A 14086-nucleotide genomic window follows, 5' to 3' on the forward strand; every position below is an offset into this window, starting at 1 on the left:
GTCAGCCGTTGCGCGGGCCGGGGAAGGCACCGGGGCGCAGTTCGTCACGGACCGGGGGAGTCCGGTCGGCCGACGGCTGCGGCGGCATGGAACGTGCCGCGGGGACGGCCGGTACCGGGGACGACGCCGCGGCCGGCGGGTGGGCCGCGGTCTCGGCGGCGGCGTCGGTGGTCCCCGGCTGCGGGGCGGCCCGGCGGGCGCCGTAACGGCGGTGCACCGCCTGCTTGGTGACCCCGAGCGCCGAGCCCACGGCGTCCCACGAGAAGCCCAGCGAGCGGTCGAAGTCCACCGCCGCCGTGACCAGCGTCTCGACGCTGTCCCGCAACTCCTGGGCCAGCCGGACCGTCGGGGCCGGCGCCCTGCCGTAGACGACGAAGCCCGCTGAGGGCCCGGAGCGGCGCGGACGGTAGACGTTGCCCAACTGCGCAGTGAGGGTGCGCAGCGCGTCAACCTGCCGCCGGACCCGCTCGATGTCCCGCACCAACAGGTGCAGACTGGCACGCGCTTGGGCGTCGTGGGTTGCGTGGTCGGCCATGAACAAGCCTCTCGAACCGGCGTTGAAAGGGATCGGACCGCACGATGGCGGCCCCCTTCGGTCAATCTCACTTGACCAACGCCTCACCCGCCGATGTGGTCACGCTATCGGGGCGTATGTGAATATGCGCGGGGCGCGCGGGTCCGCTCACGCCCCGGGGGCGGCGCCCGGAGCCTCTCGCGGCCCCACCGGCGCTGCCGCGATCCCGGCTCCGCACGAGCTGGGGGACTTCGATCGCCCCGCGTCACTCCGTCCTCCGCCTGGCAGGACGCACGCACCGGGCCCCGCTCCCCGGTCCGGCATGATCCGGAGACACGACCTAGACTGGTGTGCTGCTCGCCACCGTACGTTCCGGCCCGAGAGGCAGTCCGCCACCCATGAAGCTCGTCTTCGCAGGCACCCCCGAGGTCGCCGTCCCCGCCTTGGACGCCCTGATCGCCTCCGGCCGCCACGAGGTGGCCGCCGTGGTCACCCGTCCCGACGCACCGGCCGGGCGGGGGCGCAGGCTGGTGGCCAGCCCGGTGGCGGAGCGTGCCGAGGAGGCGGGGATCGAGGTGCTCAAGCCGGCCAGGCCGCGGGACGAGGAGTTCCTGGCACGGCTGCGCGAGATCGGGCCCGACTGCTGTCCCGTCGTCGCCTACGGCGCGCTGCTGCCCAAGATCGCGCTCGACGTGCCCGCCCGGGGCTGGGTCAACCTGCACTTCTCCCTGCTGCCCGCCTGGCGCGGGGCCGCCCCCGTCCAGCACGCCGTGATGGCCGGGGACGAGGTGACCGGCGCCTCGACCTTCCTGATCGAGGAGGGGCTGGACTCCGGACCGGTCTACGGGGTCCTGACCGAGCGGGTACGGCCCACCGACACCAGCGGCGACCTGCTCACCCGGCTGGCCTTCGCCGGCGCCGGGCTGCTCGCCGCCACCATGGACGGCATCGAGGACGGCACCCTGCACGCCGTCCCGCAGCCCGCCGAAGGCATCACCCTCGCCCCCAAGATCACCGTCGAGGACGCCCAGGTGCAGTGGTCCGCGCCCGCGCTGCGGGTCGACCGCGTGGTGCGCGGCTGCACCCCCGCCCCCGGCGCCTGGACCCTGTTCCGCGGGGAGCGCCTCAAGCTGGTCCAGGCCGCACCCGTCGTCGACCGCACGGACCTGGCGCCGGGCGAACTGTCCGCGGGGAAGAACAACGTGTACGTGGGCACGGGCTCGCACGCCGTGGAGCTCCACTGGGTCCAGCCCCAGGGCAAGAAGCCGATGCGGGCCGCCGACTGGGCCAGGGGCGTCCGCATCGCCCACGGCGAGGCGCTGGGCGTCTGAGCCCTCCCGGGGCCGGTGCGGGGCCGGACCCGGACCCGCACCACGCGGGACTGCCGACCTCAGGCTCCTGCCCGGCCGCCGCTGCCCCCTGCCCCTGCCCTGCCGCCCCTCCCGGCACGGGCCGCGGACGCGGCCGACGTACGCTGGAGAGGTTCGCCCCCTCACCATCAGCGGAGCACCTTTCACGTGAACGACCAGCAGCGTCGCCGTCCGGCCAAGCAGCACCGCCGTCCGCAGAAGGACCCGGTCCGGTTCCTCGCCTTCGAAGCGCTCAGGGCGGTCGACGAACGCGACGCGTACGCCAACCTCGTCCTGCCGCCGCTGCTGAAGAAGGCACGCGCCAAGGGGGACTTCGACGGCAGGGACGCGGCGCTGGCGACCGAGCTCGTCTACGGGACCCTGCGCCGGCAGGGCACGTACGACGCGATCGTCGCCGCCTGCATCGACCGGCCGCTGCGCGAGGTCGATCCGCCGGTGCTCGACGTGCTGAACATGGGTGTGCACCAACTGCTCGGCACCCGCATCCCCACCCACGCGGCCGTCTCCGCCAGCGTGGAGCTGGCCCGGGTCGTGCTGGGCGAGGGCCGTGCCAAATTCGTCAACGCGGTGCTGCGCAAGGTCGCCGCCGACGACCTGGACGGCTGGGTGGAGCGCGTCGCCCCGCCCTACGACGAGGACGCCGAGGCGCACCTCTCCCTCGTCCACTCGCACCCGCGGTGGGTCGTCTCCTCCCTCTGGGACGCCCTCGGCGGCGGGCGCGCCGGGATCGAGGACCTGCTGGAGGCCGACAACGAGCGGCCCGAGGTGACGCTGGTGGCCCGGCCCGGCCGCTCCACCCCCGAGGAACTGCTGTCCGCCCTCGGTGAGGAGAGCGGTCTGCCGGGCCGCTGGTCGCCCTACGCCGTACGGATGGCCGAGGGCGGCGAGCCCGGCGCCCTGGCTGCCGTACGGGACGGCAGGGCCGGCGTGCAGGACGAGGGGAGCCAGCTCGTCGCGGCAGCCCTGGCCGCCGCGCCCGTCGAGGGCCGTGACACCCGGTGGCTCGACGGCTGCGCCGGCCCGGGAGGCAAGGCCGCGCTGCTCGCCGCCCTCGCCTCCGGGCGAGGCGCGTCGCTCCTCGCCGCCGAGAAGCAGCCGCACCGGGCCCGGCTCGTCGAACGTACCCTCGCCGGCAACCCCGGGCCGTACCAGGTGATCACGGCGGACGGCACCCGGCCGCCGTGGCGGCCCGGCTCCTTCGACCGGGTCCTGATGGACGTACCGTGCTCCGGGCTCGGCGCGCTGCGCAGGCGGCCGGAGTCGCGCTGGCGGCGCCGCCCCGAGGACCTCGAAGGCTTCGCCCCCCTGCAACGCGGCCTGCTGCGCGAGGCGTTCAAGGCCGTGCGGATCGGCGGGGTCGTCGGCTACGCGACCTGTTCGCCCCACCTCGCGGAGACCAGGGTCGTCGTCGAGGACGTGCTCAAGGGGCGCGGGGGAGAGCCCGTCGAGGCGGAGTGGGTCGACGCCCGGCCGCTGCTGCCGGGAGTGTCCGCCCTGGGTGACGGTCCCGACATCCAGCTGTGGCCGCACCTGCACGGCACGGACGCGATGTACCTCGCCCTGCTGCGCCGCACGGGCTGACCACGCAGGGGCAGGGTCCCGGACAGAGCCGCGGACCGGTCGAAAAGCCGGGAATGCGCGAACCGTAATGATCCCGTGAGGCTTTGGGGCACACCGAGGCGGGGAAGTGGCGCGGAGCATGGCAGGCTTGGTGCATGGCCCAGATCAACCCCAGCATCCTGTCCGCCGACTTCGCGCGCCTCGCCGAGGAGGCGAAGGCCGTCGAAGGCGCCGACTGGCTCCATGTCGATGTCATGGACAACCACTTCGTGCCCAACCTGACGCTCGGTGTGCCCATCGTGGAGGCGCTGAGCAAGGCCACGGACACCCCGCTGGACTGCCACCTGATGATCGAGGACGCCGACCGCTGGGCTCCGCAGTACGTCGAGGCCGGCGCCGGCTCCGTCACCTTCCACGCGGAGGCCGCCGCGGCGCCCGTCCGGCTGGCACGGGAGATCAGGGCGAAGGGCGCGCGCGCCTCCATGGCGCTCAAGCCGGCGACCCCCGTCGAGCCGTACGAGGACCTGCTCCCCGAGCTCGACATGCTGCTGATCATGACGGTGGAGCCGGGATTCGGCGGCCAGGCGTTCCTGGACATCATGCTGCCGAAGATCCGGCGTACCCGTGAGCTGATCTCCAAGCACGGTCTGGAGCTTTGGCTCCAGGTCGACGGTGGCGTCTCCGCCACCACCATCGAGCGGTGCGCGGAGGCGGGCGCGGACGTGTTCGTCGCCGGCTCCGCGGTGTACGGGGCGAAGGATCCGGCCGAGGCCGTGCGCGCGCTGCGTGAGCAGGCGGACACGGTGACGGCCACCGCGCCCTGGGCATGCGCACACTGAACGAAGGGCGGATGAACGCGGCCCGACGGGCCGGATCGAGGATCGCAGGATCTGACAGGATGAACGGCGTATCGGGCGCGTGAACAGCAGTGAGGAGATCGCGGTGTCTGGCATCTCGGCGGGTCGGTCAGCCATGCGGATGGGACCCGCGGAGCTGGTGCAGGCGGCGGCCATGGCCCGCCGGTTCTATCTCGAGGGAAAGTCGAAGATCCAGATCGCCGAGGAGTTCGGCGTGAGCCGCTTCAAGGTGGCCCGGGTCCTGGAGACGGCCCTCGAGCGTGATCTCGTACGGATCGAGATCCGGGTTCCGGCGGAGCTGGACGCGGAGCGTTCCGACGCACTCCGCGCGCGTTACGGTCTGCGGCACGCGGTCGTGGTCGAGTCCCCGGCCGAGGAGCAGGACGACGCCGCCGATCCGGAGAACCTGGGCGAGGTGGCGGCCGAGCTCCTGGGCGAGCTGGTGAACGAGGGCGACGTCCTGGGCCTGGCCTGGGGCCGCTCCACCATCCACATGGCGGCCGCCCTCGACCGGCTGCCGCCCTGCACGGTGGTCCAGCTCACGGGGGTCTACGACGCAGGGACGGCCGAGCGCGGCTCGGTCGAGGCGGTCCGCCGCGCGGCGCAGGTCTCGGGCGGCGAGGCCCATCCGATCTACGCCCCCATGCTGCTGCCGGATCCGGCGACGGCGGCGGCCCTGAGGCACCAGACGGGTATCGCCCGCGCATTCGAGTACTTCGACAAGGTGACGGTCGCCGCGGTCTCCATCGGGTCCTGGGAGCCGGGCATCTCCACCGTCCACGACATGCTCTCGGACGAGGAACGCGCGCACTACGCCTCACTGGGCGTGGCCGCGGAGATGTCCGCGCACCTCTTCGACTCCGACGGCCGGCGGGTCGGCCGGGACCTGGGCGAGCGGTGCATCACCGTGGAGGCGGACCGGCTGCGCCGGATCCCCGAGGTGGTGGCCATCGCCGGCGGCCAGCGCAAGGCGGCGGCGATCGGCGCGGTCCTGCGCTCCGGTCTGGTCACCAGCCTCGTGACGGACACCGCGGCCGCCGACTACCTGCTCACGGAGTCCGCGGCCGGACAGCGCCCCGCGCTGGAGCGCACCGACCCCGACGACTGACGCCAGGGGCGGCCGGCACCGCACACGGCTCGGGCCGGGCACCCCGCGGGTGCCCGGCCCGAGCCGCGCTCAGCTCCGGGGGCCGCCGGACGCGCCGTGGCCCGCACGGTCCGCGGCCACACCGAGGACGGTCTCCTCCAGATACGCCCCGGGCTCCTCGTACTGGCTGACGTCCGCCGGGTTGTAGCGCGGGGTCAGGCGCGACCAGTCGAGGTTGCCGCGCATCCAGCTCCGCATTCCGTCGAGGTACGGGACGAGCATCCCCGACAGCTGGGGGTACATGTCGATCAGCTCGTCCTCTGCCGTGAGGAACCGCTCGGTCTCGGTCGCTATCTCCGCGCACACGTGGTCGAGCGCCTGCTGCTCCCCGTAGCCGCGGTGGTGACGGACCAGGTGGACGAGATTGTGGATCTCCCCGAGCACCTGTTCCTTCTCGTAGGAGTACACGTCGTTGGCCCAGCACACGACGTTGCAGGAGGCTTCGAGCGCCGTGATGAACCGGGGGTCGTTGTGCACCGACTCGGGTGCCTCTATACCGGCCACGATCTCGATCAGGTCCATGCACACGTGGATCGCCCCGGTGTGCCGGCGGTTGGTCATGTACGCCGCCTCGGACGGCACCACACCGTCGGCCCGGTTGCCCGCCTCCCAGGTGGTGGCGGTCGTGAGGTAGGTCATGAGGTGCCACGCGAAACGGGTGCGCCAGTGCGGGGCGGCCCGCACGGTCGTACGTTCCCACAGGTCCACGAGGGCGACGACGGCGGCGGGGAGCTCCTCGCCCGGCAGCGGGGCGGGGCCCGAGCCCTCCACCACCGCCCGCATCCGGGCCACCACGTCGCGTACCCGGTCGGGGCTGCGGCCGAGGTGCCCGTCGTCCAGCTGGTCGTCGACGAGGAAGAGCCAGACGAACCAGTCGGCGACCAGATCCAGGTGCTCCGCGCTCGCCGTCGGATAGACCATGCCGACGAACGCGCCGAAGTCGGCCTGCTCGAAGCGCTCCCTGGCGGACTGCCGGTGCACCAGACCGGTGCGGCGCGTCCAGGCGTCGAGGTGCTCGCGGGTGTGTTCTACGTGCGGATTGCTCCGCTGCGGGAACGGGCAGTAGATATCCGGCAGTTCGCTCTCCACGGGCGGATCCGAGTCCTTTCCGGTCTGACGCGTGACAGGCCTTCCGGGCGCTTCCGCGCAGCTCTGCGGCCACCCGGGGCCTGCGCTTGTGAAGCTACCTGAGCCCCCGTCACCCGGTCCAGGGATCGTGATCACGAATGCTCGAATCCTGTTCGGGTAAGGTCCCTGGGTAAGGCAGGTTCCACTTGCCCGGCGCCCCCGGGACGCCTCTTCGGAGGAATCGACGAACGCGGGGGTGCATTGCTGTGTCTTCGTGGAAACGACCTGCACCGTTTCGTATGAAAAAATGAGTGTTATGCGTTTTCTTGAGCCCGGCACGGGTCGTTACACGGCCTCCCCCTCGGTCCCCTACGACCTCACGTACGACGACGTCTTCATGGTCCCCGGCCGCTCCGCGGTCGGGTCCCGGCAGGCCGTGGACCTCTCCTCGCCCGACGGCACCGGCACGACCATCCCCCTCGTCGTCGCCAACATGACCGCCATCGCGGGCCGCCGGATGGCCGAGACGATCGCCCGCCGCGGCGGACTGGCCGTCATTCCCCAGGACATCCCGATCGAGGTCGTCACCGAGGTCATCGGCTGGGTCAAGACGCGCCACCTCGTCCTCGACACGCCGATCGTGCTGGCCCCGGGCCAGACCGTCGCCGACGCCCTCTCCCTGCTGCACAAGCGGGCCCACGGGGCGGGTGTCGTCGTCGACGCCGAGTACCGCCCCGTCGGAGTCGTCACCGACCACGACCTCACCGGGGTGGACCGCTTCACCCAGCTGTCCGAGGTCATGTCCCGGGACCTGGTCGTGCTGGACGCGGACATCGACCCGCGCGACGCCTTCCACAAGCTCGACGGCGCCAACCGCAAGCTCGCCCCCGCGGTCGACGCGGACGGCAGGCTCGTCGGCATCCTCACCCGTAAGGCCGCGCTGCGCGCGACGCTCTACACCCCCGCCACCGACGCGGACGGCAAGCTGCGCATCGCCGCCGCCGTCGGCATCAACGGCGACGTCGCCGGCAAGGCCAAGCAGCTTCTCGACGCGGGCGTGGACACCCTCGTGGTGGACACCGCGCACGGCCACCAGGAATCCATGATCAGCGCGGTCGCCGCGGTCCGGGCGCTCGACCCGCGCGTACCGATCGTCGCGGGCAACGTGGTGGCCGCGGAGGGCGTCCGCGACCTGATCGAGGCCGGAGCCGACATCATCAAGGTGGGTGTCGGTCCCGGTGCCATGTGCACCACCCGGATGATGACCGGCGTGGGCCGGCCGCAGTTCTCCGCCGTCCTGGAGTGCGCCGCCGAGGCGCGCAGGCACGGCAAGCACGTCTGGGCCGACGGTGGTGTCCGGCACCCGCGCGACGTGGCCATGGCGCTCGCCGCCGGCGCGTCCAACGTGATGATCGGCTCCTGGTTCGCGGGGACGTACGAGTCGCCCGGTGATCTCCAGCAGTCCGCCGACGGCCGGTACTACAAGGAGTCCTACGGCATGGCCTCGGCGCGCGCGGTGAAGAACCGCACGTCCGAGGAGTCCGCGTACGACCGTGCCCGCAAGGGCCTGTTCGAGGAGGGCATCTCCACGTCGCGGATGTTCCTGGACCCGGTGCGCCCCGGTGTGGAGGACCTGATCGACTCGATCATCGCCGGGGTCCGCTCCTCCTGCACCTACGCGGGGGCCGCCTCGCTCGAGGAGTTCGCCGAGAAGGCGATCGTCGGTGTGCAGAGCGCCGCCGGTTACGCCGAGGGCAAGCCGCTGCACGCCAGCTGGAGCTGACGGATTCCGCAGCCCTGCGGCCTCGTCGCCCCTCCCGGACCTGTGTCCGGGAGGGGTTTGCGTTGTGTGCGCCCGATGGCCACCCGTGACCGTTCGCTTTCGGTCGTCGACCTTTCCTGGGCGGCTCCAACTCGATTGCTGTCTAAGTAATATGATCCGCTATCAGCTGCCCGCCCCTCTGCGGTAAGGGAACTCATGTCCTCCTTCTTCACCGACCTGGCCCAGCAGTACATCGACGGCGAGTGGAGGCCGGGTAAGGGGTCCTGGGACATCATCGACTTCAACCCGTACGACGGGGAGAAGCTCGCCTCGATCACCGTGGCCACCGCCGCCGAGGTCGACCAGGCCTACCGTGCGGCCGAGCGCGCCCAGCAGGAATGGGCGGACACCAACCCGTACGCCCGCCGCGCGGTGCTGGAGAGGGCGCTACGCATCGTCGAGGAGCGCGAGCCCGAGATCAGCGAGGCGATCGTCGCCGAGCTCGGGGGCACCCGGCTGAAGGCCGGCTTCGAACTGCACCTGGCCAAGGAGTTCCTGCGCGAGGCGGTACACCTGGCGCTGCGGCCTGCCGGCCAGATCCTCCCCTCGCCGACCGAGGGCAAGGAGAACCGGGTCTACCGGATACCCGTCGGAGTCGTAGGGGTCATCAGCCCCTTCAACTTCCCCTTCCTGCTGTCGCTCAAGTCGGTCGCACCGGCCCTCGCGCTCGGGAACGCCGTGGTCCTCAAGCCGCACCAGAACACCCCCATCTGCGGCGGAACGCTGCTGGCGAAGGTGTTCGAGGAAGCCGGTCTGCCCGCCGGGCTGCTGAACGTCGTGGTCACCGACATCGCGGAGATCGGCGACGCCCTGCTGGAGCACCCGGTCCCGCAGGTCATATCCTTCACCGGCTCCGACAAGGTCGGCCGCCACGTCGCGACGGTCTGCGCGGCCAACTTCAAGCACGCGGTCCTCGAACTGGGTGGCAACAGCGCGCTGATCGTCCTGGACGACGCCGATGTGGACTACGCCGTCGACGCGGCCGTCTTCAGCCGCTACATCCACCAGGGCCAGGTGTGCATGGCGGCCAACCGGATCCTGGTCGACCGCGCCGTGGAGCAGGAGTTCACCGAGAAGTTCGTGGCCAAGGTCGCCTCCCTGCGGGTCGGGGACCCGGCCGACCCCGCGACCCACATCGGTCCGCTGATCAACTCCTCGCAGGCCGAGGCCGTCTCCAAGCTGGTCGACCAGACCGTGGAGGCCGGCGCCACGGCGCTGCTGCACGGCACGGTCGAGGGCAACGTGGTGAGCCCCTCCGTGCTGACCGGCATCGCCGCCGGATCCCCCGTGCTGCACCAGGAGATCTTCGGTCCGGTGGCCCTGCTCGTGCCCTTCGACGGAGAGGACGAGGCCGTCCGCATCGCCAACGACACCCCGTACGGCCTGAGCGGCGCGGTCCACACCGCCGACGTCGAGCGCGGCGTGCGGGTGGGCAAGCGCATCCGCACCGGCATGATCCACATCAATGACGGCACGGTCCACGACGAGCCCGTCGTCCCCTTCGGCGGGGAGAAGAGCTCGGGCCTGGGGCGGCTGAACGGCGACGCGATGATCGAGGCCTTCACCACCCAGAAGTGGATCTCCGTGCAGCACGGACGCTCGCGGTTCCCCTTCTGACCGGCCGTTCTCCACGGTGAACGCGCCCCCGAGGGGCACCCGTGGTCTACTTCGGGGGCGGCCTGTGCCGCCCCCGAACCGGTCTCCCGCAGAGAAGTGATCCGCCCGAAGTGCGCCTGAACGACCTCGACGAACGCATCGTCCACGCCCTCGCCGAAGACGCCCGCCGCTCCTACGCCGACATCGGTGCACTCATCGGCCTGTCCGCCCCCGCGGTGAAACGCCGGGTGGACCGACTGCGTGCCGAGGGCGCCATCACGGGCTTCACCGTGCGCGTCGACCCGGCGGCGCTCGGCTGGGAGACCGAGGGATACATCGAGATCTACTGCAGCCGCAACACCGGCCCCGAGGCGATCAAGAAGGGCCTCGCCCGCTATCCGGAGATCGCCTCCGCGTCCACGGTCACGGGTGACGCCGACGCGATCGTGCAGGTCTTCGCCGCCGACATGCGGCACTTCGAGCAGGTGCTCGAGCGGATCGCGGGCGAGCCGTACGTCGAGCGGACCAAGTCGGTACTCGTCCTGTCCCCGCTGCTGCGGCGGTACACCTCGGGCCCGCCCGCCTGAGACCCGGATCACCCGCCTGACCTGCGCGGAGACGGTGCGCAACGAATCGCCGGGCCGGCCCGGTGCGGCGCAACAGATCGACGGTGCACGCGCAACGGTCGCGTCTTGCCGGGCCTGTTCGCCGCACCGTACCGTCGATACGTCTCCCCACCCCGCCCGCACCGCCCGAGGTCAGCCATGCCGCCGTTGCGTACCGCCCTGCTCCAGAGCTCCGGACGACCCGGCTCCGTGGCGCGGAACATCGAGGTGCTCGACGAGGCCGCCGGACGGGCGGCGGAGGCGGGCGCCCGGCTCCTGGTCTGCCCGGAGCTGTTCCTCACCGGATACGCCGTCGGTGACGCGGTCCCCGAGCTCGCCGAACCCGCCGACGGCCCAGGCGCCAGGGCGGTCGCCGACATCTGCGCGCGGCACGGTCTGGCTGTCCTCTACGGCTACCCGGAGCGCGCGGGCGGGCTGCTCTTCAACGCGGCGCAGCTCATCGGCCCGGACGGTGCCGTGCTCGCCCACTACCGCAAGACCCACCTCTTCGGCGAGTTCGAGGAGAAGTGGTTCACCCCCGGCGAGCAGCCCGTGGTCCAGGCCGAGCTGGACGGCGTCCGGCTCGGGCTGCTGATCTGCTATGACGTCGAGTTCCCGGAGAACGTCCGGGCGCACGCCCTGGCCGGGACCGATCTGCTGCTGGTGCCGACCGCGCTGATGCACCCCTTCGCCTTCGTCGCGGAATCCGTCGTGCCGGTGCGCGCCTTCGAGAGCCAGATGTACGTCGCGTACGTGAACAGGACGGGCACGGAGGGCGAGTTCGAGTTCACCGGGCTGAGCTGCCTGGCCGGCCCCGACGGCACCGCCCGTACCCGCGCCGGGCGCGGGGAGGAGCTCGTCGTCGCCACCGTGGATCCCGCCATCCTCGATGCCTCGCGTGCGGCCAACCCCTATCTCGCCGGCCGTCGCCCCTCGCTGTACCGCTCCCTCGTCTGAGCCACCCGCACACGCTCCCTCGTCCGAGCCACCGCCCACCCCCGCGTTCCCCGCGTTCCTTCGCAAGGAGTCCGTACCCCATGACGTCCACGGTGCCCAACGCTGTCCAGCACACCGACGCGCAGCCGCCGATCACCATGTTCGGGCCGGACTTCCCCTACGCCTACGACGACTTCCTGGCCCACCCCGCGGGGATCGGCCAGATACCCGCGACCGAACACGGATCCGAGGTCGCCGTCATCGGCGGGGGACTCTCGGGCATCATCGCCGCCTACGAACTGATGAAGATGGGCCTGAAGCCCGTCGTCTACGAGGCGGACCGGATCGGCGGCCGGCTGCGGACGGTCGGCTTCGAGGGCTGCGACCCCTCGCTGACCGCCGAGATGGGCGCCATGCGCTTCCCGCCCTCCTCCACGGCGCTCCAGCACTACATCGACCTCGTGGGCCTGGAGACCGAACCGTTCCCCAACCCGCTCTCCCCGGCCACTCCGTCGACCGTCGTCGACCTCAAGGGCGAGTCCCACTACGCGAGGACGATCGACGACCTCCCGCAGGTCTACCGCGACGTCGCGGACGCGTGGAGCGCATGCCTGGAGGAGGGCGCCGACTTCTCCGACATGAACCGTGCGATGCGCGAGCGTGACGTACCCCGCATCCGGGAGATCTGGGCGAAGCTCGTCGAGAAGCTCGACAACCAGACCTTCTACGGCTTCCTCTGCGACTCCGAGGCCTTCAAGTCGTTCCGGCACCGGGAGATCTTCGGCCAGGTGGGCTTCGGTACCGGCGGCTGGGACACCGACTTCCCCAACTCCATCCTGGAGATCCTCCGGGTCGTCTACACCGAGGCCGACGACCACCACCGCGGGATCGTGGGCGGCAGCCAGCAGCTGCCGCTGCGGCTGTGGGACCGGGAGCCGCAGAAGATCGTGCACTGGCCGCTCGGTACGTCGCTGGCCTCGCTGCACGGCGGACAGCCGCGGCCCGCCGTGACCCGGCTCGACCGCACCGCCGGGAACCGGATCACGGTCACCGACTCCACCGGCGACATCCGCACCTACCGGGCAGCGGTCTTCACCGGTCAGTCCTGGCTGCTGCTCTCCAAGATCGCCTGCGACGACGCGCTCTTCCCGATCGACCACTGGACGGCGATGGAGCGCACCCACTACATGGAGTCGTCCAAGCTGTTCGTGCCCGTCGACCGGCCGTTCTGGCTGGACGCTGCCGTCGACGGCAGCGGGGCACCCACCGGCCGAGACACCATGTCGATGACGCTCACGGACCGGATGACCCGGGGCACGTACCTGCTGGACGACGGTCCCGACAAGCCGGCCGTCATCTGCCTCTCGTACACCTGGTGCGACGACAGTCTGAAGTGGCTGCCGCTCTCGCCGAACGAGCGCATGGACGTCATGCTCAAGTCACTCGGCGAGATCTACCCCGGGGTCGACATCCGGAAGCACATCATCGGCAACCCGGTCACCGTCTCCTGGGAGAACGAGCCCTGGTTCATGGGCGCGTTCAAGGCCAACCTGCCCGGCCACTACCGCTACCAGCGACGGCTGTTCACCCACTTCATGCAGGACCGCCTGCCCGCCGACAAGCGGGGCCTGTTCCTCGCCGGCGACGACATCTCGTGGACGGCCGGCTGGGCCGAGGGTGCCGTGCAGACCGCGCTGAACGCCGTGTGGGGCGTGATGGCGCAGTTCGGCGGTGCCACGGACCCGACGAACCCCGGCCCCGGCGACGTCTTCGACGAGATCGCCCCGGTCGAGCTGCCGGAGGACTGAGCGGGGCCGGGGGGCCGGTGGGACGGCGCCCGGGGCGTCAGCGGCAGGGAGTGAGCAGGAAGCGCCCCACCAGGCCGACGCCCGCGTCCGTCCAGGCCCTGACCTCCTCCGCCAGCAGCGGCAGCCCCCGCAGCCGCCACAGCACCCCGGCCGCGGTCCACGCCGCATCGCGGGCCCGCTCCAGGCTCCAGACGCCCGCCAGATGGGTGAGCGGGTCGGCGATCCCGAGCAGATCGGGGCCCGGCATCAGATCGTCGCGGATCCGCTCCTCCAGCACCGCGAGGAGGTCACCCACCCGTTCGAACTCCTCCTCCAGGTCACCGGGGACGCAGTCGAGCGCATGGCAGGTGTCCACGACGGCCAGGGCGAGATCGTGACCGATGTGGGCGTTGATACCGGCCAGGGCGAACTGGAGGGGGCGCACGCCGGGATGGCGCCGGTGCTCGAACAGGGGACGCCAGCAGTCGGGCGGCCGCCCGCCCGCTGCGGCCGTGTCGACCGCCGTCAGATAGCGCTCCGCGAAGCGCACGTCCAGTGCGGACACGGCCGCCCGGTCGCCGAAGGCGCCGTCGCCGATCCGCGCGCCGATGGTCTCGGTGACCGTCAGGTAGAGCTGGTTGAAGACCGCCACCCCGTCCCCGGGCGGCCAGCCGGAGCGGAAGTCGCGCATCCGCCGGATCACCACGTCGATGTCGGTCACCGGGTCGATGTCGGTCACCGTGCCGGCGTCGGTCACCGCGTCGGTGTCGGTCACCGTGCCGGCGTCGGCCGGCGTCCTGACATCGGCCATCGCGCCGACCGAC

12 protein-coding genes are annotated in these 14086 nt (G+C 71.7%); 9 read left to right on the forward strand and 3 right to left on the reverse strand.

The window, feature by feature from the left end; genetic code table 11:
- Position 1: 1 nt before the first annotated feature.
- A complete protein-coding gene (locus QFZ58_RS30255) occupies positions 2 to 535 on the reverse strand; it encodes a hypothetical protein (RefSeq protein WP_307128056.1) in 534 nt (177 codons plus the stop codon).
- Between the two features lie 377 nt (positions 536 to 912).
- Between QFZ58_RS30255 and fmt the strand changes: the two genes are divergently transcribed.
- The 4 genes from fmt (at position 913) to QFZ58_RS30275 (ending at position 5409) form a co-directional block, all read left to right on the forward strand.
- Positions 913 to 1845 (forward strand): methionyl-tRNA formyltransferase, encoded by a 933-nt coding sequence (gene fmt, locus QFZ58_RS30260; RefSeq protein WP_307128057.1) that lies wholly within the window; start codon positions 913 to 915, stop codon positions 1843 to 1845.
- A gap of 186 nt (positions 1846 to 2031) precedes the next feature.
- A complete protein-coding gene (locus QFZ58_RS30265) occupies positions 2032 to 3465 on the forward strand; it encodes an RsmB/NOP family class I SAM-dependent RNA methyltransferase (RefSeq protein WP_307128058.1) in 1434 nt (477 codons plus the stop codon).
- Positions 3466 to 3599: 134 nt separating this feature from the next.
- Positions 3600 to 4283 (forward strand): ribulose-phosphate 3-epimerase, encoded by a 684-nt coding sequence (gene rpe, locus QFZ58_RS30270; RefSeq protein ID WP_307128059.1) that lies wholly within the window; start codon positions 3600 to 3602, stop codon positions 4281 to 4283.
- 139 nt (positions 4284 to 4422) lie between these two features.
- Positions 4423 to 5409, forward strand: a complete 987-nt coding sequence (locus QFZ58_RS30275) for a sugar-binding transcriptional regulator (protein WP_307129044.1) — start codon at positions 4423 to 4425, stop codon at positions 5407 to 5409.
- A 69-nt stretch (positions 5410 to 5478) separates the two neighbouring features.
- Here the strand turns inward: QFZ58_RS30275 and QFZ58_RS30280 are convergent, their stop codons facing one another.
- On the reverse strand, positions 5479 to 6537 hold the full coding sequence (locus QFZ58_RS30280) for a terpene cyclase (RefSeq protein ID WP_307128060.1): 1059 nt from the start codon (positions 6535 to 6537) through the stop codon (positions 5479 to 5481).
- 295 nt (positions 6538 to 6832) lie between these two features.
- On the opposite strand from QFZ58_RS30280, the gene QFZ58_RS30285 reads away from it, so the two are divergent.
- The 5 genes from QFZ58_RS30285 (at position 6833) to QFZ58_RS30305 (ending at position 13283) form a co-directional block, all read left to right on the forward strand.
- Positions 6833 to 8299, forward strand: a complete 1467-nt coding sequence (locus tag QFZ58_RS30285; protein WP_307128061.1) for a GuaB1 family IMP dehydrogenase-related protein — start codon at positions 6833 to 6835, stop codon at positions 8297 to 8299.
- A gap of 195 nt (positions 8300 to 8494) precedes the next feature.
- Positions 8495 to 9955 (forward strand): aldehyde dehydrogenase family protein, encoded by a 1461-nt coding sequence (locus QFZ58_RS30290; RefSeq protein ID WP_307128062.1) that lies wholly within the window; start codon positions 8495 to 8497, stop codon positions 9953 to 9955.
- Between the two features lie 110 nt (positions 9956 to 10065).
- Positions 10066 to 10521 (forward strand): Lrp/AsnC family transcriptional regulator, encoded by a 456-nt coding sequence (locus tag QFZ58_RS30295; RefSeq protein ID WP_307128063.1) that lies wholly within the window; start codon positions 10066 to 10068, stop codon positions 10519 to 10521.
- Positions 10522 to 10698: 177 nt separating this feature from the next.
- Positions 10699 to 11496 carry a carbon-nitrogen hydrolase family protein gene (locus QFZ58_RS30300; RefSeq protein ID WP_307128064.1) on the forward strand — a complete coding sequence of 266 codons (798 nt, stop codon included), beginning with the start codon at positions 10699 to 10701 and terminating at the stop codon, positions 11494 to 11496.
- Positions 11497 to 11576: 80 nt separating this feature from the next.
- Positions 11577 to 13283 (forward strand): NAD(P)/FAD-dependent oxidoreductase, encoded by a 1707-nt coding sequence (locus tag QFZ58_RS30305; protein ID WP_307128065.1) that lies wholly within the window; start codon positions 11577 to 11579, stop codon positions 13281 to 13283.
- Between the two features lie 37 nt (positions 13284 to 13320).
- Here the strand turns inward: QFZ58_RS30305 and QFZ58_RS30310 are convergent, their stop codons facing one another.
- Complete coding sequence (locus QFZ58_RS30310) at positions 13321 to 13953, reverse strand: DUF5995 family protein (protein ID WP_307129045.1); 633 nt, start codon at positions 13951 to 13953, stop codon at positions 13321 to 13323.
- Positions 13954 to 14086 lie beyond the last annotated feature (133 nt).

Origin of the sequence: Streptomyces sp. B1I3 (genome assembly GCF_030816615.1) — a bacterium.
Lineage (GTDB): Bacteria > Actinomycetota > Actinomycetes > Streptomycetales > Streptomycetaceae > Streptomyces.